The 22,786-nt window shown below is 63.3% G+C and carries 22 protein-coding genes, 1 tRNA gene and 1 pseudogene; 10 read left to right on the top strand and 14 right to left on the bottom strand.

Translation table 11 applies throughout. From position 1 onward, the window contains the following. Nucleotides 1–13 precede the first annotated feature (13 nt). Nucleotides 14–601: a hypothetical protein gene (locus RAE04_RS07195; protein ID WP_049377346.1), complete on the bottom strand. Its 588-nt coding sequence runs from the start codon at nt 599–601 to the stop codon at nt 14–16. Nucleotides 602–792: 191 nt separating this feature from the next. Between RAE04_RS07195 and RAE04_RS07200 the strand changes: the two genes are divergently transcribed. From RAE04_RS07200 to rlmB, 5 genes are read left to right on the top strand one after another with little or no spacing between them, the layout of a single operon-like run. Further along, nucleotides 793–1,377, top strand: a complete 585-nt coding sequence (locus RAE04_RS07200) for a CarD family transcriptional regulator (protein ID WP_005325718.1) — start codon at nt 793–795, stop codon at nt 1,375–1,377. Beyond that, nucleotides 1,349–2,098: a 2-C-methyl-D-erythritol 4-phosphate cytidylyltransferase gene (gene ispD, locus RAE04_RS07205; protein ID WP_317026905.1), complete on the top strand. Its 750-nt coding sequence runs from the start codon at nt 1,349–1,351 to the stop codon at nt 2,096–2,098. Before RAE04_RS07200 ends, ispD begins: the two co-directional genes overlap by 29 nt. Next, complete coding sequence (ispF, locus tag RAE04_RS07210) at nt 2,091–2,573, top strand: 2-C-methyl-D-erythritol 2,4-cyclodiphosphate synthase (protein ID WP_317026906.1); 483 nt, start codon at nt 2,091–2,093, stop codon at nt 2,571–2,573. The genes ispD and ispF overlap by 8 nt, the downstream gene beginning before the upstream one ends. Nucleotides 2,574–2,617: 44 nt before the next feature. After that, nucleotides 2,618–4,006, top strand: coding sequence for a cysteine--tRNA ligase (cysS, locus tag RAE04_RS07215; RefSeq protein ID WP_317026907.1), 1,389 nt, complete (start codon nt 2,618–2,620; stop codon nt 4,004–4,006). A 22-nt stretch (nt 4,007–4,028) separates the two neighbouring features. Further along, nucleotides 4,029–4,976 (top strand): 23S rRNA (guanosine(2251)-2'-O)-methyltransferase RlmB, encoded by a 948-nt coding sequence (rlmB, locus tag RAE04_RS07220; protein WP_049377351.1) that lies wholly within the window; start codon nt 4,029–4,031, stop codon nt 4,974–4,976. 3 nt (nt 4,977–4,979) lie between these two features. On the opposite strand, the pseudogene RAE04_RS07225 reads toward rlmB, so the two are convergent. The 5 genes and pseudogenes from RAE04_RS07225 to RAE04_RS07245 all read right to left on the bottom strand — a co-directional run bounded on the left by RAE04_RS07225 (nt 4,980) and on the right by RAE04_RS07245 (nt 9,488). Beyond that, nucleotides 4,980–5,988 (bottom strand): annotated as a pseudogene (locus RAE04_RS07225) (HNH endonuclease signature motif containing protein). Nucleotides 5,989–6,051: 63 nt separating this feature from the next. Then, nucleotides 6,052–6,888 carry a hypothetical protein gene (locus RAE04_RS07230; protein WP_317026908.1) on the bottom strand — a complete coding sequence of 279 codons (837 nt, stop codon included), beginning with the start codon at nt 6,886–6,888 and terminating at the stop codon, nt 6,052–6,054. 11 nt (nt 6,889–6,899) lie between these two features. Further along, the gene (locus RAE04_RS07235; RefSeq protein WP_316127347.1) at nt 6,900–7,814 is read right to left on the bottom strand and encodes a metal ABC transporter permease; all 915 of its coding nucleotides are present in this window, start codon (nt 7,812–7,814) and stop codon (nt 6,900–6,902) included. Then, nucleotides 7,792–8,493 carry a metal ABC transporter ATP-binding protein gene (locus RAE04_RS07240; protein WP_317026909.1) on the bottom strand — a complete coding sequence of 234 codons (702 nt, stop codon included), beginning with the start codon at nt 8,491–8,493 and terminating at the stop codon, nt 7,792–7,794. The genes RAE04_RS07235 and RAE04_RS07240 overlap by 23 nt, the downstream gene beginning before the upstream one ends. Further along, nucleotides 8,493–9,488, bottom strand: a complete 996-nt coding sequence (locus tag RAE04_RS07245; protein ID WP_408933156.1) for a metal ABC transporter solute-binding protein, Zn/Mn family — start codon at nt 9,486–9,488, stop codon at nt 8,493–8,495. Before RAE04_RS07245 ends, RAE04_RS07240 begins: the two co-directional genes overlap by 1 nt. 50 nt (nt 9,489–9,538) lie before the next feature. Here RAE04_RS07245 and RAE04_RS07250 point away from each other — a divergent pair, with 50 nt between their 5' ends. Then, nucleotides 9,539–10,729 (top strand): LacI family DNA-binding transcriptional regulator, encoded by a 1,191-nt coding sequence (locus RAE04_RS07250; RefSeq protein WP_317026911.1) that lies wholly within the window; start codon nt 9,539–9,541, stop codon nt 10,727–10,729. Nucleotides 10,730–10,754: 25 nt separating this feature from the next. On the opposite strand, the gene otsB is transcribed toward RAE04_RS07250, so the two are convergent. The 5 genes from otsB to thrE all read right to left on the bottom strand — a co-directional run bounded on the left by otsB (nt 10,755) and on the right by thrE (nt 15,725). Further along, nucleotides 10,755–11,537, bottom strand: a complete 783-nt coding sequence (otsB, locus tag RAE04_RS07255) for a trehalose-phosphatase (RefSeq protein WP_317026912.1) — start codon at nt 11,535–11,537, stop codon at nt 10,755–10,757. Between the two features lie 18 nt (nt 11,538–11,555). Then, nucleotides 11,556–12,077, bottom strand: coding sequence for a hypothetical protein (locus RAE04_RS07260; RefSeq protein ID WP_198492049.1), 522 nt, complete (start codon nt 12,075–12,077; stop codon nt 11,556–11,558). Then, a complete protein-coding gene (locus tag RAE04_RS07265; RefSeq protein ID WP_317026913.1) occupies nt 12,074–13,516 on the bottom strand; it encodes a trehalose-6-phosphate synthase in 1,443 nt (480 codons plus the stop codon). The genes RAE04_RS07260 and RAE04_RS07265 overlap by 4 nt, the downstream gene beginning before the upstream one ends. A gap of 14 nt (nt 13,517–13,530) precedes the next feature. Continuing rightward, the gene (locus RAE04_RS07270) at nt 13,531–13,902 is read right to left on the bottom strand and encodes a hypothetical protein (protein WP_317026914.1); all 372 of its coding nucleotides are present in this window, start codon (nt 13,900–13,902) and stop codon (nt 13,531–13,533) included. Nucleotides 13,903–13,988: 86 nt separating this feature from the next. Next, entirely contained in the window at nt 13,989–15,725 is a 1,737-nt protein-coding gene (gene thrE / locus RAE04_RS07275; RefSeq protein WP_317026915.1) for a threonine/serine exporter ThrE, read from the bottom strand. A gap of 151 nt (nt 15,726–15,876) precedes the next feature. On the opposite strand from thrE, the gene RAE04_RS07280 reads away from it, so the two are divergent. Next, nucleotides 15,877–15,949, top strand: a tRNA-Thr gene (locus tag RAE04_RS07280). A 28-nt stretch (nt 15,950–15,977) separates the two neighbouring features. On the opposite strand, the gene RAE04_RS07285 is transcribed toward RAE04_RS07280, so the two are convergent. After that, a complete protein-coding gene (locus RAE04_RS07285; protein WP_317026916.1) occupies nt 15,978–16,532 on the bottom strand; it encodes a TetR/AcrR family transcriptional regulator in 555 nt (184 codons plus the stop codon). Then, entirely contained in the window at nt 16,498–18,009 is a 1,512-nt protein-coding gene (locus RAE04_RS07290; RefSeq protein ID WP_317026917.1) for an MFS transporter, read from the bottom strand. Before RAE04_RS07290 ends, RAE04_RS07285 begins: the two co-directional genes overlap by 35 nt. Nucleotides 18,010–18,181: 172 nt before the next feature. Between RAE04_RS07290 and RAE04_RS07295 the strand changes: the two genes are divergently transcribed. The 3 genes from RAE04_RS07295 (at nt 18,182) to RAE04_RS07305 (ending at nt 22,343) form a co-directional block, all read left to right on the top strand. Next, complete coding sequence (locus RAE04_RS07295) at nt 18,182–19,927, top strand: pyruvate dehydrogenase (RefSeq protein WP_317026918.1); 1,746 nt, start codon at nt 18,182–18,184, stop codon at nt 19,925–19,927. 187 nt (nt 19,928–20,114) lie between these two features. Further along, a complete protein-coding gene (locus RAE04_RS07300) occupies nt 20,115–20,819 on the top strand; it encodes a response regulator transcription factor (RefSeq protein WP_005325775.1) in 705 nt (234 codons plus the stop codon). 12 nt (nt 20,820–20,831) lie between these two features. Further along, entirely contained in the window at nt 20,832–22,343 is a 1,512-nt protein-coding gene (locus RAE04_RS07305; RefSeq protein WP_317026919.1) for a HAMP domain-containing sensor histidine kinase, read from the top strand. On the opposite strand, the gene RAE04_RS07310 is transcribed toward RAE04_RS07305, so the two are convergent. Next, nucleotides 22,340–22,768, bottom strand: a complete 429-nt coding sequence (locus RAE04_RS07310) for an HIT family protein (protein ID WP_005330004.1) — start codon at nt 22,766–22,768, stop codon at nt 22,340–22,342. The two genes, RAE04_RS07305 and RAE04_RS07310, sit on opposite strands and share 4 nt — an antisense overlap. Nucleotides 22,769–22,786 lie beyond the last annotated feature (18 nt).

A 22,786-nucleotide genomic window follows, 5' to 3' on the forward strand; every position in this document is an offset into this window, starting at 1 on the left:
GAAGCGCTGCGGCTTAGTTCTTCGGGGCCTCGGAGGAGTAGCCCTCAGCGGACTCGACGTCGCGGTCGAATTCGCCGGACTGCATCTGGGTGGCGGCAATGGTGGCGTCCACGTCGACGGAACCATTGGAGAACTCGAAGGTAACTGGGCGGTCGCCGGCATAGCCAAAGTCATCGTTTTTCAGCTTGGTGGCGATGTACTGGACGGTTTCGGAATCCTGCTGGGGGTGAGCCTCCAGGTTCTTCTGGGAATCCGCGATGATGGACTGGTCGCGGTGCAGCGGCTGAGCCTTGTCCATCTCTACGCGCTGGCCATCGACCTCTACGGACTCCAGGGAGATGACATCGGTGTCGTAGCCTTGGTTGACCGCGCTAAACTTCAACGCTGCGCTGCCATCCGGCTCCACCAAGATGGTGACATCGCGAACTGCAACCTTGTTATCATCCGTGCTTGCAGAAGCACCATCGACCGCCGCCACCTTATCGGCGGTCTGGGTGACCTGACCCGCCGAGCAAGAAGCCAGCGCCAGAGCGGAGACGGCGGTAACGGAAATAATGGCACCGCGGCGGGCGGCGGACTTCAGGGACTGCACGTTGAGCATCCTCCATCAATTGCGATCACAGGGCTTGTCAACGCTTTAGCCTAGTCCCTTTGGCAATAAAGTACACAGTTAGTCCCAAACCGGGCGGGTAGACCGTGGGGGTATACGGGGGTATCCGCAGGCGGGGCGGCCGCTCGTGATAAAATGACGGCCTTAGTCAACCGGGATAAAACGGGAAACAAGGAGTGGCAATGGAGTATAAGGTCGGCGAGGTCGTCGTCTACCCGCACCACGGTGCGGCCGTCATCGAGGATATCGAGACCCGCGAGATGGGTGGCGAGACGCTGGAATACCTGGTGCTGCACATCAACCAGTCCGACCTAGTCGTCCGCGTGCCCATCAAGAACGCCGATAACGTCGGCGTGCGCGACGTCGTGGGCAAGGAAGGCCTGGAAAAGGTCTTTTCCGTGCTGCGTGACGAGGACGTTGAAGAGGCTGGCAACTGGTCCCGCCGTTATAAGGCTAACCAGGAGCGCTTGGCCTCCGGCGATATCAATAAGGTCGCCGAGGTCGTTCGCGACCTGTGGCGTCGCGACCAGGACCGTGGCCTCTCGGCCGGCGAGAAGCGCATGCTGGGCAAGGCCCGCACCATCCTGGTGGGCGAGCTCGCGCTGGCCAAGCCGGTTGATGAGAAGAAGGCCGACACCATGATGGAAGAGATCGATGCCACCATCGAGCGCCACCGCGCGGCCGGATTGGTAGACGATAAGTCCATCACCACCGATATCGACAACGACATCGATCTCGATGACCTCTCCTTCGACGACGAAGACTAAACCGCGCGTCATCGCGCTCATCGCGGCCGCCGGCCAGGGCACCCGCCTCGGTGCTGAGGTGCCCAAGGCTTATGTCGAGCTGCGTGGGCGCACCCTCCTAGAGCGCTCCGTGCGCACGCTGCTGGCCTCCGGCGTGGTCGATGAGGTCATTGTGCTGGTCAGCCCAGACATGGAGGCCGAAGCCGCGAACATTATCGGCCGCATCGACACCGCAGGCGCAAAAAGCGCTACAAACGCCGCGCCTATCCGCCTCGTGCACGGCGGCAGCGAGCGCGCTGATTCCGTGTGGGCCGGACTCCAGGCAATCCCCGACGACGACGCCGTGGTACTCATCCACGATGCGGCCCGGGCGCTGACCCCGCCGGCGATGGTGCGGGACGTCGCCAAGCGTGTGCTCGAAGGCGCCCCCGCGGCCGTGCCCGTGGTCCCCGTGGCCGATACCATCAAGGAAGTCGCGGCCGACGCCGTGCTGAGCACGCCCGACCGCTCCCGCCTGCGCGCCGTGCAAACCCCGCAGGCCTTCCGCCTTTCCGCGCTGCGCCAGGCCAACCTCGATTATTGGGCCCAGCAGCCCGAATTTACCGCCACGGATGACGCCAGCCTCATGGAATGGCACGGCGAGCGCGTAGCGACCGTGCCGGGCGATACCCGGGCTTTCAAGATCACCACGCCCATCGATCTCACCCTGGCCCACGCCCTGACCGAGGAGAACCATGACTAACCCGATTATCCCGCGCGTTGGCATCGCCACCGACGCCCACCAGATCGAGGCCGGCAAGGACTGCTGGATCGCCGGCCTACTCTTCGAGGACGTGGATGGCTGCGAGGGCCACTCCGATGGGGACGTGGTAGCGCACGCGCTTGTCGACGCCCTCTTATCCGCCTCCCACCACGGCGACCTCGGCTCTTTCGTGGGCGTCGGCCGGCCCGAATACGACGGCGTATCCGGAGCGAAACTGCTGCGCGAATGCCGCGAACTGCTCGAATCCGAAGGGTTCATCATCGGCAATGCCGCCGCGCAGCTTATCGGCCAAACCCCCAAAATGGGCCCGCGCCGCGCAGAGGCCGAGGCTGTGTTGGGCGAAATCCTCGGTGCCCCCGTGTCCGTCTCTGCCACGACGACGGACCATATGGGGTTCACCGGCCGTAAGGAGGGCCGCGCGGCGGTTGCCACGGCCGTCGTCTGGCGCGCCTAGCCCACCGCACTAACCCCGCGCACGCGTCAATTAGACTGGGTGGCGTGAGTACTTTGCGCATTTATGACACAGCCACCCGCAGCCAACGCGATTTCGAGCCGATTCGCCCTGGCCACGCCTCCATCTATTTGTGCGGCGCCACCCCGCAGGCCCAGCCGCACATCGGGCACTTGCGCTCCGGCGTCGCCTTCGACATCCTGCGCCGCTGGCTGCTCGCCCAAGGCTATGACGTAGCCCTGGTGCGCAACGTCACTGATATCGATGACAAGATCCTCACCAAGGCGGCCGAGAAAAATCGCCCCTGGTGGGAGTGGGTGTCCACCTATGAGCGCGAGTTCACTAAGGCCTATAACACCCTGGGCGTCATCCCGCCTTCGGTCGAGCCGCGTGCGACCGGCTTTGTCACCCAGATGGTCGACTATATGCAGCGGCTTATCGACGCCGGCTTTGCCTACCCCGCCGACGGCTCCGTCTACTTCGATGTCGCCGCCTGGACCAAGGCCGAAGGATCTGATTACGGTTCGCTGTCCGGCAACAAGGTAGAGGAAATGGAGCAGGGCGAAGGCGAGGATTCCGCCAAGCGCGGCGCACAGGACTTTGCCCTGTGGAAGGCCGCGAAGCCGGGCGAGCCCAGCTGGCCTACCCCGTGGGGCGACGGCCGCCCTGGCTGGCACCTAGAGTGCTCGGCCATGTCCACCTATTACCTGGGCTCTAATTTCGATATCCACTGCGGCGGCCTAGACCTGCAGTTCCCACACCACGAGAACGAAATCGCGCAGTCGCATGCGGCCGGCGATAAGTTCGCCAACTACTGGATGCACAATCACTGGGTGACGATGTCGGGCGAGAAGATGTCGAAGTCCCTGGGCAACGTGTTGTCCATCCCGAATATGTTGGAGCTGGTGCGCCCGGTGGAACTGCGCTACTACCTGGGCTCGGCACACTACCGCTCCGTGCTGGAGTATTCCGAGGCCGCGCTGACCGAGGCCGCCGCTGGCTACCGCCGCATCGAGGACTTCCTCGCTCACTTCGATGACCTAGAGCTGGGCGAGTGGACGCAGGGCTTTGCAGACGCGATGAATGATGACATCGGTGTGCCCAAGGCCTTGGCGGAAATCCACACCACCGTCCGAGCCGGTAATAAGGCGCTCGCGGCCGGCGATGAGGCCGAGGCACGCACGCTGGCTGGCCAGGTCCGCGCGATGGCGCACGTACTTGGATTTGACCCGCTGGAGTGGGAAGATGGAGCGCAAGCTAGCGGGGCGGATGCCGCGCTGGATGCGCTGGTACAAGCTGAGCTGGAGCGGCGCACCCAGGCGCGCGCGGACAAGGACTTCGCTACTGCCGACGCCGTCCGAGACCGCCTCGCGGCCGCCGGCATCACCATCACCGATACCCCAGACGGCCCGACTTGGTCGCTGGCGCAGCGTTAAGCACTCCGAAAGGACATAAATTATGGCACGTACTCACGGCCGCGGTGGCGCGGGAATCCGCAAGACCAATAAGAAGGGCGCAACCAAGGGCTCCGGCGGCCAGCGCCGCAAGGGCTTGGCCGGTAAGGGCCCGACGCCCAAGGCAGAGGACCGCATCTACCACGCCAAGCACAAGGCCAAGTTGGAACGCGAGCGCCGCAATTCCGGCCGCCACCAGAAGGAGACCGCCGAGATGGTCGTGGGCCGCAACCCGGTCATCGAGTGTCTGCACGCAAAGGTGCCGGCTACCACGCTCTACATCGTGGCCGGTACCCGCAACGACAAGCGGCTGTCCGAGGCCGTGGCCATGTGCAATACCCGCAATATCCCCATCATCGAGGTGCAGCGCCACGAGATGGACCGCATGACCGGAAACGGCATGCACCAAGGCATCGGGTTGCAGATCCCGCCGTATAAGTACGCCGACGTCGATGAGCTCATCGCCCGTGCGGCCGAGAACGCACGCCCAGGCATGTTCGTCATCTTGGATAACATCACCGACCCGCGCAACCTCGGCGCGGTCATCCGCTCCGTGGCGGCCTTCGGTGGCGATGGCGTCATCATTCCTGAGCGCCGCTCCGCCTCCGTAACCGCCGTGGCGTGGCGTACCTCGGCCGGTACAGCGGCGCGCCTGCCGGTTGCCCGCGCGACGAATATCACCCGCACCGTGCAGCAATTCCAAAAGAGTGGCTACCAGGTCGTCGGCCTGGATGCCGGCGGCGAGCACACGCTGGATACTTATAACGGCGCGACGGATCCCGTGGTGATCGTCATTGGTTCCGAAGGCAAGGGCATCTCCCGCCTCGTGCGCGAGAATTGTGACGTCATCATGTCCATCCCGATGACGGACTGGGTCGAGTCCCTCAATGCTTCCGTCGCAGCGGGCTCCGTGCTCTCCGAATTCGCACGCCAGCGCCGCGCGGCCCAGTAATCTCTAGCCGTTTTCCGCCCAGGGCGGCAGCCACTTAATGGTGCCATTTACCCGGGCTAGGCGGCCGCGTAGCGGCGGGGCGTTGGGGTTATCGTCGTTGACGCCATTGTGATACGGGCAGGCGATGGTGAGATTTTCGGGGTTTGTTTCGCCGCCGTGGCGCCACGCGGTGAGGTGGTGGACTTGGCATTCATCGGCGGGGTAGTTGCACTGCGGCCACGGGCAGGTGGGATTTTCCGCGGCGGCCATGGTGCGTTGCTTCGGCGAGGCGAGCCGCTCGCTGCGGTACAGGTTTACTGGGCCCTTCACGGGGTGGATCAAGGTGACGTAGCCGTGCGCGGTAAATGCGCGGCGCACCAAGTCCGCGCCGGTCATTCGGGCACCATTGGTGAGCTGCAGGGTGATGTCATCGCCCGCGGTGTCGACGACACGGTCGAGTTCGTCTAGGCGCAGCACCACATTGGTGGTCACGACCGCCGGGGAAGCTGCGGCGGTGCCTTGGAAAATCTTGCGCATCGAATCGAGCGGGGCGTCCTTATCAAGCGCGGCGTGCATATCCGCGATGTCCGCAGACTTGCCGGTAATTGTCATGGTCCAGGGGCCATCGGCGCGACGGTAGAGCTTGACACCGGGTGTGCGCTGCGGCGGGCCTTTAATCTCACGCACGCGCTTGCGCCCCTGCTTATCGACGTCCGACGCATCCCCCTTCATCCCCCATAGCTCCCGCCGCAGCGCCCAGGCCTGGCGCTTATTTTTCAGCTTGGTGGCGTGGCGCTCGATGGCCAGCAGCGCGGTGAGGCTGTGCTCGTTGGTGCGGGCTGCGGCGGCGGTTTCGCGCTGGAGGCGGCTAAAGGCGGTGGGGCCGAAGTAGGTATCGGCGAGGGCAAGGAGGCGGGCGGCGGTGGTGTCGGGGCAGCCGGCGTCGATAAGCGCGCTTAGTAAGGCCGTGGCAGTCGGCGATAATGTCCATGCCGGCGGCCAGGCCCGTCAAGAATTTCTGTAGCGCGTTCACGGCTCCACACATTAAGTGCGGGTGCAAGCCGGCGCGCGGTGCGTTGGGTGCGGGTGTGGATAACTAGGCCTGGGCGTCGTCGAGGCCGAAGAACTCGCGAACCTTATCCACAGCGCGGAAGGAATCCGTATTTGGGCCTATGCGTGGGTCGGTTTTCATGCTAGAGGGAATCACGTGGCCGAGACCCTCCATTGTCCACAGTTCGACGGGAAAATCGCCGCCGTATGCGGTGGCGGTGACATCCGCGGTGGGGTGGTAGTCGCGGGGTGGCTGGCAGGCATTGGCCAGTGCGAAGTGCTCGGCGGTGGCCGGCGCGGAAAGCACGCGGCCGCGGGTGCGCTCGGCGTCCAGCCCGGCGACCCCGCCCTCGTATGGCGCGTATGGGTCGGCGGTGCCGTGGAAAAACAGCAGCGGCGTGGGCCGGTAGCTGGCCGGGTTGCTGGGCGCGTGGTTATCGCCCTCGCCCAGGGTGGAGGCGAAGATGCAAGCGCGGGTGAGGCTAAAGGGGGCGTCGAAAAGCAAGCGGAGCACCATCTGCCCGCCGTTGGAGTAGCCGCAGGCAAAGGTACGGGCGGTGCCGAATTCGCGCCGCATCTCCTCGACGAGGAAGGCGGCGAAGGCAACGTCGTCCACGTTCTCCGCGCGGGCGGTGACGGGCAGGATGCTGCGGCAATCGTTGAAATGGCGGTCGACGCCGTCGGGGTATACGAGGACGGTATTGGTGGTGTCGGCAAGCTTGTCAAAGGTGCCGTTAGTAAAGCGGCGCATCACGCTACCGGACTGCAGCGAGCCGTGGAAGAAGAGCAAGAGGTCCGGGCGCGGGCCGGGGTTATCCGGCGCGATGACGAGAAAGCGGCGGGTGCGGCCATCCACATCCGCGGTGCGGCGGTGTACGTGCATAGCCGTCCAGTCTAGTCGGCGTGGTGCTCCTCGGCGGTGCTGTGGCAGTCGGCGTGGAAGCGCCTAGCGGCGACCTCGTCGCGCACCGCCTTTTTATTGCGCTGCCAGCCAATGAGGCGGCACACCAGGTAAATGACAAAAGAAATCGTTGTGACGAAAACCGAGACCGGCAGGCCGGGCGCGAGCGACAAGACAAAGCCGCCGACGGCCGAGACCTCAGCAAAGATGGTGGCCCACATGACCGCGCGCAGGGGCGAGGAGGTAATCTGCACGGCCGCCGCACCCGGGGTAATGAGCAGCGCCATGACGAGCAGCGAGCCGACGATTTGTACCGACTGTGCGGCCGCCAAGCCTACGAGTACGGCGAAGGTGACGGAAATGAAGCGGGTGGGTACGCCGGCCGCTTGGGCCATGACTGGGTCGGCCGAGGCGAAGAGCATGGGCCGCCATAGGATGGCGACGGCGGCGAGGATCACTACGGTGGTTGCGGCCAGAAGCCAGACCGAGGCGGAAGATACGCCGACGATCTGGCCGGTCAAAAGCGTCATTGCGGTATTGGCATTGCCGGGGTAGAGGTGCAAAAACAGCACCGAGAGGCCTAGGCCAAAGCTCATGACCACGCCGATGGCGCTGTCTTGCTGGCCCTTAAAGCCCAGCACGGCGAGGATAATGGCGGCCACGATGGCACCGGCCACGGCGCCAAAGCCTAGGTTGAGACCGAAGAGAAGCGCGGCCGAGGCACCCATGAGCGCGAGCTCGGAGGTGGCGTGGACGGAAAAAGACATCTGGCGTAGCACGATGAGCGAGGTCATCACGCCGGATAGGATGCCCAGCAGCGCGGAGGCGATGAGCGAGGATTGCACAAAATCCACGCTGAGAAGGTACTGGGTGTCTTCCATAAAACTAGACAACGATGAGCCTCCCATCGACGTTTAAGACGTTGACCTTGGAACCGTAGAGCTCGGAAAGGACATCGGAGCGCATGACCTCATCCACCGTGCCGAAGGTATGGCCGCCAGGGGCGAGGTAGAGCACCTTATCCGTCACGCCGAGTACGGGGTTGATGCCATGGGTGACAAAGATAATGGAAGTGCCACGCTCGCGGCGCAGCGCATCCAGCTTGTCCACGGTGGCCTGCTGACGCGCCGGGTCGAGCGAGAGCAGCGGCTCATCGGCGAGGAAGAGCTCGGGGTCGTTGGCCAGCGCTTGGGCTTGGCGGATGAGCTGCTGCTGGCCGCCGGAAAGCTGGCCGACGCGGCGGTCGCGTAGGCCAGTGGCGCCCACCTCGGCGAGGAGCTCGTCGACGCGGCGGCGGGGCGGGCGGCGGCGTCGGAAAGCGCCGTGTGCCAGGGAGAGCGAGACTAAGTCGCGGGCGCGCAGGGGCAGGTCGGCCGGGAACATGCGCTGCTGCGGGATGAAGCCCATGCGGCAGTTAACGTCGACGCTGCCGGCCGTGAGCTTGCGGGTGCCCAAGATGGTGCCGAGCAGGGTGGATTTGCCCACGCCATTGGGGCCCAAAACGGCGATAAACTCGCCGCGGTCAACGGCGAGGTTAAGGCTGGACCACAGCGGGGCAACCGCTGCGTCATGAAAATGGATGAGCACTAGAGCTGCCCCAGGGAATCGGTGACCTCGTCATAGTAGGTCCAGAATTCTTTGCCATCCGGCGGGGTCTCGCCGATTTCGACGATAGAGACGTCCGCATCCTCCGCGGCGGACTTGATGCGGCCGGCGGTATCGGTTTCGGTCTGTGGGTTAAAGATAAGTAGGTCTACCTTCTCCTCTTTAATCGCCTTGGTGAAGGCGGCGAGGTCGGCCGCGGTGGGCTCTCCCTCGGAGATGGTGGCCTTGCGGTAGCCCTCTGGGGTGACGTCCTTGCCGGAGGTGTACTTCATGATGTAATCCGCAATCGGCTCGGTCTGTGCGTAGGAGAGATCGCCCGGCAGCTCCTTGAGCTTGTCGCGCAGGCGGTCGACGTGGGAGTCCACGCGCTCGGTGCTGGCATTAGCATCGGTATTGAGCTCGTTGATCTGGTCAGCGATATTTCCTGCGACCTCGTCAAGCGCCGCTGGGTCGTACCAGATGTGCTCGTTGCCCTCGATGTTGGTGACCTTCTCCGGGTCCTTCTTGGCGGTGGCCTTGGCGGCGTCGATGGTCACGACATTGGGGTCATCAGCCAGCTTGCCGTGGTCGGTGAGCGGCAGGGCGGAGATGATGTTGTCCTGGTCGGAGACGGCCTGGTAAATCCAGGAATCGTAGCCGCCGCCGTTGACCACGAGCAGGTCCGCGTCCTCGGCCTTGGCGATATCGGCCGCGGAAGGCTCGAAGTGGTGCGGGTCTACGCCGTTGCCTTCGACGATGGGCTTGACCTCGATGTCCACGCCGGAGGCGGTATCGGCCACGGCTTGGGCGACGTCGGCCCAGATGGAGGTGGACGCGACGATGGAGATCTTCTTTTGGGCGCCCGGCTCGGCGGCCGAGTCCTCGGAGTCGGAAGAGCAGGCGGTGGCGGTCAGCAGGAGGCCACCGGCCGCGAGGAGGGCTGCGGATGCGCGAAGTGAGGTATGCATAGTTTCCAGTGTGCGTTTGATGGGAACCATTGTCAATTGAATATGTATTGAAAATACGGCCGCGGGGTATGCTTGCGGTCATGGTGAAACGCAGCCCCACCCGCAAGACGCTGGCCTCGCTGGCCGCCGAGCTGGGTGTTTCGCGCACGACGGTATCCAATGCCTATAGCCGGCCGGACCAGCTTTCCGCCGCAACGCGCGAGCGCATCTTGGCGGCGGCGAAGGCGCGCGGGTACCCCGGGCCGGACCCCACGGCCCGCAGCCTGCGCACCCGTCGCGCAGGCTCGGTGGGCGTGCTGCTGACCGAGCACCTCTCCTATGCCTTCGAGGATATGGCCTCAGTGGATTTCTTGGCTGGAATGGCAGAGGCCTCGGCCGGCGCGCAGACCACGCTCACCCTCATCCCGGCCGGCCCGGAGGGCGAGGCGGAGGCGGCCAGCCTGGTGGGCTCGGCCGCGGTGGATGGCTTTGTGGTCTATTCCGTGGCGGCGGGGGATGCCTACTTGGAGGCGGCGCGTGGCCGCAGCCTGCCGGTCGTGGTCTGTGATCAGCCAACGGATTCGGGCCTGCCGTTCGTGGGTATCGATGACCGCGCGGCGATTGCCCCGGCCGCCCGCGCGCTGGTGGAGGCCGGCCACCGCAAGATTGGCGTATTGGCGATTCGCCTCAAACGCGAGCGCCACGATGGCCCCATTTCGTGGGGTGAGCTACAGGGCGCCGATATGCACGTGCAGCGCGCCCGGGTCATGGGTGCCATGGACGTCTTTGCGCGGGCGGGCATCGCGCCGGAGACCGTGCCCGTGGTCACCCAGCACATCAACGATGCGCACACCACGCGGGCGGCCGCGCAGTTGCTTCTCGACGCCCACCCCGACCTCACCGCCGTCCTTTGCACCACCGACTCGATGGCGCTGGGCGTGATGACCTATGCGCGCGAGCGGGGCATCGACATTCCCGGTGAGCTGTCCGTTACCGGCTTCGACGGCATTGATGCGGCGCAGCGCCTTGGCTTGACGACGATCGTCCAACCCAATAAGGCCAAAGGCGCAGCCGCCGGCCACATGCTCGCCAAGCTCATCGCCGGTGCCGAGGGTTCGGATGCGAGCGAAACTGCGGTTGCAACTGAGTCGGCTGCAGCCAAGCAGGCCGTTGCAAGGGCGGCCGATGCGGAACCGGCAATGTCTGGGCCAGCGGTGGTGGAGCCTGCGGTGCCGCGGCGCGTGCTGCAGACCAGCTTCGCGGCGGGGCGGACGGTGGCGCCGCCACGCTAGGAGCGCTGTACTCCACGGCGCTGCGCTAGGCTGCGCCGCCGGCGTCGGGGTGGCCGACATGGGCCGCGCGGGCGGCGGCGAGTTCGGTGAGGAAGTGGGCGACGGCGTCGACGTCGGCAAGCTGCACTACGGCCGCCGTATCGCCCTCGCCGACCTTGACGCCGACGTCTGGTGGCTGGTGCAGGGCGCGGAAACCATCCTCGTCGGTGACGTCATCGCCCAAGAAGACCACGGCGGTGGCTCCGGTGCGCTCGCGTAGGTTTTCAATCCACGTGCCCTTGGTGGCCTGGGTGGCGGAGAACTCCACGACGGACTTGCCGGCCGTGCGCGGGAAGCCGCCCGGATCGAGCGCGAGGCCGGCCTCATAAGCCTGGGCGGCAGCCTCTGGATCGGAATCCTCGAGCGCGCGCAGGTGCAACACGCGCTGGAAGGGCTTGACCTCGATATCCGCGCCGGGGAAGCGCTCCATGATCTCGCGAATCTCGGCTTCCTTGGTGGCGAGGTGCTCGCGCATCGCGGGGGTCAGATCTGTCTCCTCCCAGGAGGATTCGGCACCGTGGGAGCCGCCGAAGACAACGGGCTCGCGCAGCGGGCACACGCCCTGGAGACCTTCGAGATGGCGGCCGGAGAGAACGGCCGCGGTGGTATTCGGCAGGTGGGCCAGTTTATCCAGGGCGCTCAGTGATTCCTGGTTCATTTCGACCTCATAGATAGCCGTGGCGAAGGGGGAGAGCGTGCCGTCGAAATCCGAGACCACCGCGAGGTGCTCGGCGGCGGCAAGGGCCTTGATGGTGGTTGAAAGCGTCATGGCTTCCAGCCTACGCAACTAACCGCCGAGGGAAACCAACTTGATAGAGGGCGAGTCCACCTCATCTGTCACCAGTTCCAAGACCAGCTGGTTATTGGAATTGACGGTGTAGTGGAAATCGTGGTCCGCGGAAATCAGGTTGCGCAGCAGGTTATCGGCCCACACGGACGCGCCGTGGCAATCTTCGGCGGTCTCGTCAAACTCCACCTCATCAAAGTGGAGGCGGTTGCCCTCGCGGATGTTTTGGCGCTCATCATCGGCGGAATAGATCACCTTGCCCACCATTTGGGCGCACCCGGTGGTGCCCACCATCGTGGATTCGCCAAAACTCAACGTGGGTGCCTGCGGAATGGACTCCGGGATGGTGGAGGCCGCATCCGGGGTGGTGTTGATGGAGACTACCTGCCACTGTTTGTCCAGGATCTGCTCATCGCCAGGGGCTTTCGGTTCCTCGTCGCTGGAGCCACAGCCGGCCAGTAGTGCGGCGGCACAGGTTGCGGCAATGGGCGCTGCGGCCAGGCGGGGAAAGCGAGACATCATGCGTCCGCCCTCTGCTCTTCGGCTTGGCGCAGGCAGCCCAGGAAGGACTGGGACCATAGCTGCACGTCGTGCTCGGTGACTTGCTGGTGCATGGTGAGCATGCGCTGGGTCATGGTGGAGGGGGCATCGTCAAGCGCCTTGAGCGCATTGAGCAAGGCGGCCTTGACAGACTCGATATCGAAAGGATTGCACAGGTAGGCCTGACTGAGCTCATCGGCCGCGCCGGCGAACTCGGAGAGCACCAGCGCGCCCGAGCCATCGTCGTGGCAGGCCACGTATTCCTTGGCCACCAGGTTCATACCGTCCTTGAAGGGGGTCACCAGCATGACATCGGCCATGCGGTAGTAGCAGCGCAGGAGGCTCTTGGCCACGCCCCGGTGCTGGTAGTGCACCACCGGGTGGCCCACACGGGCAAAGCGCCCGTTGATGCGGCCAACGGCTTCTTCCACCTCGGAGCGGGTGGCTTTGTAATGGTCGAGGCGCTCGCGTGACGGCGTGGCTAGCTGCACCAGCGCTACCTCTTCCGGGTCGAGCACGCCGGTGTCCAGTAACTCCTCAAAGGCGGTCAGCCGCTGCAGGATGCCTTTGGTGTAATCGAGGCGATCCACGCCCAAGATGATTCGCTTGGGTGAGCCCAGCTCTTCGCGCAGCTTGGCGACGTCCCCCTTCTCCTCCCCAGTGAACGCGGCAAAGTCCTTTGCAGCGATAGAAATGGGGAAGGCACCCACGCCGATGGTGCGCCCCTGCGGCAGGCGAATATGCGCGGTGACCTCGCGGGTGCTGGCCTCGCCTTCCACGTGGAGGCCCTGGCGGCGGGCAAGCTCCAAGAAGTTGCGGGCATTGGCCTCCAAGTGGAAGCCAATGAGATCCGCGCCAAGTAGCCCGCGCACGAGCTCCTCGCGCCAGGGCAGCTGGCGGAAGAGATCGGCAGAAGGGAAGGGAATGTGCAGGAAAAATCCGATGGTGAGATCGGGGCGCTTCTGGCGCAGGATGCCAGGTAAAAGCTGCAGCTGGTAGTCCTGTACCCACACGGTGGCACCCTCGGCGGCGACCTCAGCTACTTCATCTGCAAAACGCAGGTTGACCTCGCGATAGGCGTGCCACCAATCGCGGTCATAGGTGGGGGTGACGATGAGATCGTGGTAGAGCGGCCACAGGGTGGCATTAGAAAAGCCCTCATAAAAGCCCTCGAAATCGGACTCGGTGAGCTTGACCGGGTGCAGCAGCACGCCGGCATCGGTGCGGAAGGGCTCTGGTGCGGCATCGGCCACACCGGGCCAGCCCACCCAGCACCCTTGGTGCGATTCGAGGACTGGAGACAATGCGGTGACCAGACCGCCCGGCGAGGGCGTCCAGGTATGGCTGCCATCAGGCCGAGTCTCCAGATCTACCGGCAGGCGGTTGGCCACCACCACGAAGTCATTGCCACGCTCACTCATGGTGCAAGAATAACTTAAGACTTCTTAGTGGGCTTTTTCGTTGCCTTCTTGGAGGCCTTCTTCGTAGCCTTTTTGGTGGCCTTCTTTGTAGCCTTCTTGGTCGACTTCTTCGTCGATTTCTTGGTGGACTTCTTAGTCGACTTCTTCGTGGACTTTTTGCTGGATTTCTTGGTCGACTTCTTCGGAGCGGCATCGGCCTGCTCCGCCAGCACCTTCTTGTGCACCAGGCCCTTTGGCTCCACGCCCAGCATGGACATCAGGGTCACGCCGTCGAGGAAGTCCTGTGCATAGGTGGCCACGATGCGGCGGGCTGCGCGGGAGGTCTCCTCCTCAAGGGCGTGATTCTGGTCAGCCTGTGGGTGGGTGTCTTGGACCTTGGGTGGCACGACGTGTCCTCCTGAACGTTGTGGAAACTACTTAAGCGCTTGCAAGAAAAGCTATCAGAGCAAATATTGTACGCTACCGGCGGCGTTTAGGGCCGCTCGGGTCCGGATTCGGTGCCCGGCTGCTCCGGTTTCTGGGCACGAAACGTTTCGGTTCCGGGCACGGTATAGGTGGTCTTCTCGTGCTGCTGCGGCTGCGCCGGCCACTGGGAATCCTCCGGCCACAGGTCCGCGGCCGAGCGGGTATGCGGCGCATGATTTTGGGCCTCGTGGCGCGGGTGCTGCTGCGGCGGCTTCGGCCCGAGCTTGGGTGGTAACTCCGGGCGATTGACGCGCGGGGCAAACGGGGACATCGGCACGCGCGGGATGCGCGGGGCCTTGCGCGCGAGATGCGTGGCCTTATGGAAGGAGAAGCGGCCGATGCGCTTGAAGGCGGTGTACGGGCGGAAGTACTGCGGGCGGCGCAGGCGGCGAGCCACGCGCTCGCCCAGTACTACGCCGGCGGCCAGGGCGCCGGAGATGGCCAGCGCCATCGCCATATTGGTAAAGCCGGTAATCATCTGCTCATTGAGCGAGGCGTACATGCCGCGGTAGAGCATGAGGCCTGGCAGCATCGGCGTATAGCCCACGATCATGGTGATAAGCGGCGGAATTCCCCAGCGGCGCGACATCAAACCGCCGGCCAGGCCAACGACCACCGCGGAAAGACCAGAGGCAATCACCGGGCCGACGCCGAAGGGCACCACTACGAAGTAATAGAAAATCATGCCGGCCGCGGCCGTAAGGCCAGACATGGTGACCTCAATCCAGGCCGCGCCGCAGGCCAGTGCAAAGGCAGCAGAACCCGTGCCCCCAAGCAGCACTAGCAGTGGAATTTCGTGGTAGACCGGCGGGGCCAGCGTGGCCAGCGGCGGCAGATTAAAGCCCAGGGAATCGGCCAGCTGGATGCCCACACCGACGCCGGCGATGATGGCGCCGGTAGATAGCAGCGCCTCAAAGAAACGGGCGGAGGAGGTGACGGGGGCGCGCGTGATGCCGTCGACAAGCGATTGCACCAACGTCAGCCCCGCCACCAGCACGATGATCCCGGAGGCAATGATCTGCGCGGGCGAGAAATTAATGCCGAAAGAGGCCGCGACATTGTACAAAATGGCGGCCGGGAAGACGGCGAAAAAGCCGCCCACCACATTCTGATAAAAGGGCGGCAGGCGGTAATTAGCCAACCAGGCGTTCAAGCCCATGATGAACGCGGAGACCACAAACGCCACCACGCCGACGAGCAGGTCGCCGCCAAGCATCATGGAAATCAGGCCACCCATCGCGCCCCAGCCGAGCATGACCGTGGACGGCTTATAGGGCGCTGGCATGCGGTCGATCTCGTCTAGTCGCTGCTCCGCCATGGCCGGCGGCATCTGGCCGGAGTGGATGGAGCGAATGAGCTTATCGACGGCCGCGAGCTTGGAAAAATCCACGCCAATGCTCGGCACCACGCGGAAGACGTGCAGGTTCTTGCGCTGCTCACCGGTGCCGATGGTGGTGTGGATGGTGATGGTATTCATCAAGATGTCCACGTGGCAGTAGTGCAGGCCATACGACGACGCTGCCAGGTGCACTTGGGCGCGCGCATCCGAGTTGGCGGTGCCGGCTCCGATGAGGATTTCACCAATGCGAGCGGCGATCTCCATAACGCCGGTGACCTGGGCGGCGTCGGTGAGATCAACCGGGGCGAGTGGTGATGGCGGCGGTGCGGCTTTAGCCGCGTCGATGATGGCTACCTGGCCCGAGGAAGCGCGCAGGCGCTCCCGCATAGCGGACAAAAATGACACGGAAATAACCCTCGAAAAAGCGCTGGGAATGTGGGATAGATTCTGCCTGAACTTTAACCCCTGCACCCTGACAATGCATAGATGGGGGACCGGCTTTCCCTTCGGCGCTGGTGCTCGGGTACTATGCAACGAGCGGGATTTCTCCCGCGGTGCTGGAGTGGCGCAATTGGTAGCGCAACGCACTTGTAATGCGTAGGTTGCGAGTTCAAGTCTCGTCTCCAGCTCAAAAGGAGGCTGGGCCCCGGTGTGGGCCTAGCCTTCGGTGGTTTTTGAGGGGGCGTCGATAAGCCGAAAAAGCCGGTCGACCATGCGTTGGCGATTGGCGGGGGACAGCTTGCGCTGGTTGAGGTGATCGTGCACCCACAGGCCGGTACTAAGAAGCATGACCAGCAGATCATCCTCGTCCGTTTCGGGGGCGGAAGGATCGACCATCCAGCGCGCATCCACCTCGGCCCATTGGGCGGAAAAATCTGGGTGTGTCTGGGAATGTACGCACATCAAAAGCTTGATGAGGGGATCATTTTTGCCCATCGACAATACGAGCGCTCGGGAGCGCTCGGCCCAGCCGAGCTCGCTGGCTGGGCGGCCGCCGGCCAGGCGCTCGAGTTCTGCTTCCCAGCGCGCGGCGCAAAACCGATGGCAGTCTACGAGCAGATCGTGGCGGGTAGGGAAGTGATAAATGAGTCCGGACTTGGACATGCCGGTTGCTTGCGCTAGGGAGTCGTAAGTAAGGCCAGAGACGTCCTCGGCGGCGATGATGTCGAGCGCAGCTTCAAGGGCTGCGGTCTTTTTGTTGAGTCGCGGCATAGGGATCTCCTGATTTCGGGTTATCGCGGAAACACCAGGCGGTTATCGCGGCTAGGAGCAAGGCGAAGCAAGCTAGGCCACCAATGGTGGAAAGATAACCGGAATTGTAAGCGCTCGCGGCGGCCGCGTGGGAAGCGGGGTGCTGCAGCGCGTCGGTACCCAATTCCGCGAGGTGAGGGGGAAGTTCGCGGGCCATGAGCAGCGGCACGAGGGTGCCAGTCAGTGCAATGGAGATCAGGGTGCCGAATTCATAGGAGACCGCTTCTACACCCGAGGCCATGCCGGCGCGATGAAGCGGAGCGGCATTGATGATGGCGGTGGAGGACACGGACATGGCCAGGCCTGCGCCTAAGCCGGTGAGCACTAGGGCGGAGACGAGTAGGGGAAGCGTCTCACCCCGGCTCACCACCACCAGGGCCATGCCGGCGGCCATGAGAAAGAATCCGCCGCTAATGAGTGGGAGGAACCCCACGCGATGCAAGGTGGCACCACCCAAGATGGAGGTAGGGATGGCAGATAGAGCCATGGCGGAGATGATGAGGCCGGCGTGGAGGGGCGAGAGGGCGTCGACAAGCTGCAGCTTTTGGGTACTCAACAGCTCCAGGCCGGCGAGGCCGAACATGGCGCCGCCGGCCGTTAGGGCCCCGCCGCTGAAGATGCGGGAGCCAAAGATGTCGAAGGTCAGCAGGGGATCTGACAAGCGAGCCTGGCGGCGGCCAAAGGCGAGCGCGCCGCAGATGAAGACGATGCCTGCGGCGGCGCTCACCGGCCAGTTGTGTGCCAGGGATTTAATGGACAGCACTAGGCTGGCGAGAGTGATAAGGGAATACAGGGACGAGGGGAAGTCCCAGTGTTTTAGGGGGTTCGGAGCGTTTGGCGGGGCAAGGAACAAGGTCAGCACAATGGTCACGACCACGACCGGGACATTGAGCAAAAAGACCGAGCCCCACCAGAAGTGCTCCAAAAAGAAGCCGCCCACGGTGGGGCCAGCCGCCGCGCCGATGACGGCGACAGAACCCCAGATGCCAATGGCTGTGTTGCGCTCCACCTCATCGGGAAAAGTCAGGCGGAGAAGCGCCAGGCTCGACGGCATCATGATGGCGGCGCCGCAGCCCAAGAAGGCGCGGCCTAAAACCAGCGTCCAAGCGCTGGGGGAATAGGCAGCGAGCAGGGAAGCGCCGCCGAAGACGGCCAAGCCGATGAGAAACATCCGCCGATGGCCGGTGCGATCGCCCAACGTGCCGGCACCAAGAAGGAGGCCAGAGAGCACCAACGCGTAGGCGTTGATAATCCAGAGTTGCTGGGTATCGGTGGTGTGCAATTGCTGCGATAGCTGCGGCAATGCGGTGTAGAGGATGGAATTATCCAGCCCAACCATGAGTAACCCCAGAGAGATGACGGCGCAGAAAGACCACCGCTGGGTGGCCGTGGAGGCCGCAGTGGCGTGGTCTTGTGCGCGGGGCGGGTGGATACTCATAGCGCAGTAAACAGTACCGAACGGTCGTTACAGTTTGCAGCCGAAGATAGGTTAGTATTACCTTCCTCACAGCTGGGCGCAGTGTGTGAGTGTATAGGAGATGAGTGGACTTTCCTGCGGTCTAGATAGCACAGTGGTATTAACACCAATTAAGAGTTAAGGATGATTTTTAATGGCACGTAACTATGCAGAACAGCTAGTTGACACCCTGGAAAAGCAGGGTGTCGAGCGCATTTATGGCCTCGTCGGTGACTCCCTGAATCCGATCGTGGATGCCGTTCGTCGCTCCTCCATCGAGTGGATTCACGTCCGCAACGAGGAAGCAGCAGCCTTCGCTGCCGAGGCAGATTCCCTGACCACCGGCAAGCTGGCTGTGTGTGCCGCATCCTGCGGCCCAGGTAATACCCACCTGATCCAGGGCCTGTACGATGCCCACCGCAACGGCGCTAAAGTGCTGGCACTGGCTTCCCACATCCCATCCCGCCAGATCGGCTCCAAGTTCTTCCAGGAGACCCACCCAGAGGCAATCTTCCAGGAGTGCTCTGGCTACTGCGAGATGGTTAACTCCGCTGAGCAGGGCGGCGTTGTCCTGCACCACGCCATCCAGTCCACTATGGCGGGCAACGGTGTTTCCGTCCTAGTTATCCCGGGTGACGTCTCCATGCAGGAAGCTGTGGATGATTCCTTCGTCGAGTCCAAGATCTCTGCTGGCCGCCCGGTCGTCTTCCCGGATCCGGCCGAGGCCGCTGCCCTGACCCAGGCCATCAATGAGGCGAAGTCCGTCACCCTCTTCGTTGGCGCCGGCGTCAAGGACGCCCGCGAGCAGGTGCTCAAGCTGGCGGAGAAGATCAAGGCTCCCATCGGCCACGCTCTGGGTGGCAAGATGTACATCCAGTACGAGAACCCGTTTGACGTAGGCATGAACGGCCTGCTGGGCTACGGTGCGGCACACGAGGCCACCCACGAGGCTGACCTGCTTATCCTGCTGGGTACCGACTTCCCGTACAACGACTTCCTGCCGGATGCCAACGTGGCACAGGTGGACATCAATGGCTCCCACATCGGCCGCCGCACCAAGATTTCTTACCCGGTCACCGGTGACGTAGCCGCCACCATCGAGAACATCTTGCCGCACGTGGATGAGAAGAAGGATCGCTCCTTCCTGGACAAGATGCTCAAGAAGCACTACGACAAGCTGGAGAACGTCGTTGAGGCTTATACCTCCAACGTGGACAAGCACACCCCGATCCACCCGGAGTACGTTGCTGACCTCATTGACAAGAACGCCGATGAGGATGCCATCTTCACCGTCGATACCGGCATGTGCAACGTGTGGGGCGCTCGCTACATCACCGCCAATGGTAAGCGCGAGCAGATCGGCTCCTTCCGCCACGGCACCATGGCCAACGCCCTGCCACAGGCACTGGGTGCACAGGCCGCTAACCCGGGCCGCCAGGTCATCACCTTCTCCGGTGACGGCGGACTGTCCATGCTGATGGGTGAGCTGCTCACCGTGAAGCTGCACAACCTGCCTATCAAGATGTTCGTGTTCAACAACTCTTCCCTGGGCATGGTCAAGCTGGAGATGCTGGTGCAGGGTCTGCCGGAGCACGAGACCGACCACGAGTCCGTCAACTTTGCCAAGATTGCAGAGGCTTCCGGCATCAAGCACTTCCGCATCGAGGATCCGAAGGACGCACCGGAGCAGATCAAGAAGGCGCTGGCTTATAACGGCCCGGCTCTTATCGACGTCGTTACTGACCCCAACGCCCTCTCCCTGCCACCGACGCTGACCATCGAGCAGCTCATGGGCTTCTCCAAGGCTGCCACCCGCACCGTTCTGGACGGTGGCGTTGGCCAGATGATCACCATGGCAAAGTCCAACCTGCGCAATATCCCGCGCCCGCAGGACTTCTAAATAGCGCGCTGCGCTAGCTGCCACGCCCTTCCTCACCTGGGGAGGGGGCGTGGTTTTCTTTTGCCTCGACCAGGGCGCTAATCCACGTTCACAGGATTCAGGCAGAAACTCTTCAGTAGGCTGGGAAGCAAGCGTGCCATGATGACGTGTTAGAAAATCGCAACCTTTAAGGGAGTCTGAGGAGAACATGGAAGACACTAAACTCGCCAAGGTGCTTGTCGTCGATGACGAACCCAATATTGTGGAGCTGCTTACCGTATCGCTGAAGTTCCAGAACTTCGAGGTTTACAGCGCCAATTCCGGTAACGAGGCGCTGCGCATTGCCCGCGAAGTAAACCCAGATGCCTACATCCTGGACGTCATGATGCCGGGTATGGATGGCTTCGAGCTGCTGGGCAAGCTGCGTCAAGAAGGTCTGGACGGCCCGGTGCTCTACCTCACCGCTAAGGACGGTGTGGACCAGCGCATCCACGGACTGACCATCGGCGCGGATGATTACGTGACCAAGCCATTTAGCCTGGAAGAAGTTATCACCCGCCTGCGCGTCATCATGCGCCGCGGTGGAGCGGCGGAAGAATCCACCAACGATGCCACCATGAGCTACGCGGATCTAACGCTCAATGATGACACCCATGAGGTCACCAAGGCCGGTGAGCTCATCGAGCTTTCTCCCACCGAGTTCAACCTCCTGCGCTACCTGATGCAAAACAAGGAAGTGGTGCTGTCTAAGTCCAAGATTTTGGACAACGTGTGGCACTACGATTTCGGCGGCGATGGCAACGTGGTCGAGTCCTATATCTCTTACCTGCGCCGCAAGATCGATACCGGCGAGACGCAGCTGATCCACACCGTGCGCGGCGTGGGTTATGTACTGCGCACCCCGCGCTCCTAAAGTGCTTAAGTAATGGAAGATTCACAGGAGACCCAGGGCCAGGCACCTGCGCCCGCGACGGCGACGGCGCGCCCGCAGTCCATGTGGCATGAAGGCCTGGGCCAAGGCGAAGGGGAGGAAAAGTCCTCCAAGCGGCGGATGTTTTCCCAGATTCCGCAGGCAATGCCGCTGCGTACGTGGTTGGTCATCCTCCTCGTTGTGGTCTCCGGGCTCGGCATTACGGGCTCGTCCTTTGCGGTGAATTCCATCATGCGCAACGTGCTCTTCAATAACGTCGATGATGAGCTGCGCTCCGCGTCGACCACATGGGCGCGCGATATCAGCAATGACTTTTTCATCGGCGACCACACCAAGCGCCCGCCTACCGAATACGTGGTGCTGAACTACCTGCCCGATGGCACCATCCGCTACTCGGGACCATCGTCGACTACCCCGAATGCGGAGAATATCCCGCTCGGCGGCTACCCCACCACCGTGGGCTCCATCGAGAACAACACCAAGTGGCGCGCCCTCGCCTTCGCGGATTCCAATGGCGTCATCACGGTCATTGCCAAGGATATGACCCACGAGAAGGAAATCCTGCACGGCCTAGCCATGGTCCAAGTGACCATTGCCGCCATCGCCCTGGCCGCCATTGCGGCCGTGGGTTTCTGGTTTATCCGCAGGGCGTTGCGGCCGCTGCGGGTGGTGGAAAAGACGGCGTCGGAAATCGCGGCAGGTGACCTAGACAAGCGAGTCCCCAAGTGGCCGTTGCACACCGAAGTGGGCCAGTTGGCCGCCGCACTCAATATCATGCTGGGGCAGCTGCAGCGCTCCGTTGTGCGCGCCCAGGAGAAAGAGGAACAGATGCGTCGCTTCGTCGGCGATGCCTCGCATGAGCTGCGCACGCCGCTGACCAGCCTGCGCGGCTATACCGAGCTCTATCGCTCGGGCGCCACCAAGGACGTGGATCTGGTCTTTTCTAAGATCGACGATGAGTCCAAGCGCATGTCCCTGCTGGTGGAGGACCTGTTGGCCCTTACCCGCGCCGAGGGTACGCGCTTAGACATGCACCCCGTAGACCTGCTGGAGCTGGCCTTGTCCGTGGGCTCTTCCGCGCGTGCGGCCTTCCCCGGCCGTGAGATTAAGGTGGCCAATGATGCCAAGTCCATCCCGGTGGTCAATGGCGATGCCAGCCGCCTGCATCAGGTGCTGCTCAACCTGGTGACCAACGGCATCCGCCACGGCGGCGAGGATGCCACGGTGACGCTGCGCCTGCGCCGCGAGGCCAATGATGTGCTGGTCGATGTTATTGACGATGGCAAGGGCATGTCCCAAGACGACGCGGCGCATATCTTTGAGCGCTTTTACCGCGCCGATACCTCGCGCACCCGCGATACCGGCGGCTCTGGCCTGGGCTTGGCCATCGTCCACTCCCTAGTGGAGCAGCACGATGGCAGCATTAGCGTCGACTCCGAGCTCGGCCGCGGCACTACCTTTACGGTGCGCCTGCCCGCGCTTGCCGACGCCCCCTCTGAGCCCTAGTCCTCCCGAACGCCGTCCTCGTTGCAGCCGAGGTGCTGACGGATGCGGGCGGCTGCCTCATCCATCGCGGCATCGTCTGTGTTATCGGCGTCGAAGGCCTTGGCAAAGTCATACTCTTCCATCTTCTCGGTGGGGAAGAGGTGAATATGGGTGTGCGGGACATCGAACCCGGCGATGATGTAGCCGGTGCGCGGGGTATCAAACGCGGTCTTGATAGCGCCGCCGATTTCCAGGGCGACCTCGTTGAGGTGGGCCCAGGTTTGTGGATCCAGGTCGGTCCACTTATCTACTTCCTCGATGGGCACGACCAGGGTGTGGCCGTAGCGCAGCGGCTCGATGGAGAGGAAAGCCACGCAGGTCTCATCGCGGTAGACAAAGCGAGCGGGTAGTTCACCATTAATGATCTTTGTAAATACAGAAGCCATGTGTGCCAGGCTACCCGC

It is taken from the genome of Corynebacterium sp. CTNIH16 (assembly GCF_032821655.1).
Taxonomy (GTDB): Bacteria; Actinomycetota; Actinomycetes; order Mycobacteriales; family Mycobacteriaceae; genus Corynebacterium; species Corynebacterium marquesiae.

Coding starts and splice junctions, on each gene's coding strand:
- ispF (WP_317026906.1), top strand. CDS start 2,091: ATGACTAACCCGATTATCCCGCGCGTTGGCATCGCCACCGACGCCCAC.
- RAE04_RS07230 (WP_317026908.1), bottom strand. CDS start 6,888: ATGCACGTACACCGCCGCACCGCGGATGTGGATGGCCGCACCCGCCGC.
- ispD (WP_317026905.1), top strand. CDS start 1,349: ATGACCTCTCCTTCGACGACGAAGACTAAACCGCGCGTCATCGCGCTC.
- RAE04_RS07265 (WP_317026913.1), bottom strand. CDS start 13,516: ATGAGTGAGCGTGGCAATGACTTCGTGGTGGTGGCCAACCGCCTGCCG.
- RAE04_RS07310 (WP_005330004.1), bottom strand. CDS start 22,768: ATGGCTTCTGTATTTACAAAGATCATTAATGGTGAACTACCCGCTCGC.
- RAE04_RS07250 (WP_317026911.1), top strand. CDS start 9,539: ATGGTGAAACGCAGCCCCACCCGCAAGACGCTGGCCTCGCTGGCCGCC.
- RAE04_RS07195 (WP_049377346.1), bottom strand. CDS start 601: ATGCTCAACGTGCAGTCCCTGAAGTCCGCCGCCCGCCGCGGTGCCATT.
- RAE04_RS07305 (WP_317026919.1), top strand. CDS start 20,832: ATGGAAGATTCACAGGAGACCCAGGGCCAGGCACCTGCGCCCGCGACG.
- RAE04_RS07200 (WP_005325718.1), top strand. CDS start 793: ATGGAGTATAAGGTCGGCGAGGTCGTCGTCTACCCGCACCACGGTGCG.
- RAE04_RS07295 (WP_317026918.1), top strand. CDS start 18,182: ATGGCACGTAACTATGCAGAACAGCTAGTTGACACCCTGGAAAAGCAG.
- RAE04_RS07260 (WP_198492049.1), bottom strand. CDS start 12,077: ATGATGTCTCGCTTTCCCCGCCTGGCCGCAGCGCCCATTGCCGCAACC.
- RAE04_RS07300 (WP_005325775.1), top strand. CDS start 20,115: ATGGAAGACACTAAACTCGCCAAGGTGCTTGTCGTCGATGACGAACCC.
- RAE04_RS07245 (WP_408933156.1), bottom strand. CDS start 9,488: ATGGTTCCCATCAAACGCACACTGGAAACTATGCATACCTCACTTCGC.
- otsB (WP_317026912.1), bottom strand. CDS start 11,537: ATGACGCTTTCAACCACCATCAAGGCCCTTGCCGCCGCCGAGCACCTC.
- rlmB (WP_049377351.1), top strand. CDS start 4,029: ATGGCACGTACTCACGGCCGCGGTGGCGCGGGAATCCGCAAGACCAAT.
- RAE04_RS07285 (WP_317026916.1), bottom strand. CDS start 16,532: ATGCCGCGACTCAACAAAAAGACCGCAGCCCTTGAAGCTGCGCTCGAC.
- RAE04_RS07290 (WP_317026917.1), bottom strand. CDS start 18,009: ATGAGTATCCACCCGCCCCGCGCACAAGACCACGCCACTGCGGCCTCC.
- RAE04_RS07235 (WP_316127347.1), bottom strand. CDS start 7,814: ATGGGAGGCTCATCGTTGTCTAGTTTTATGGAAGACACCCAGTACCTT.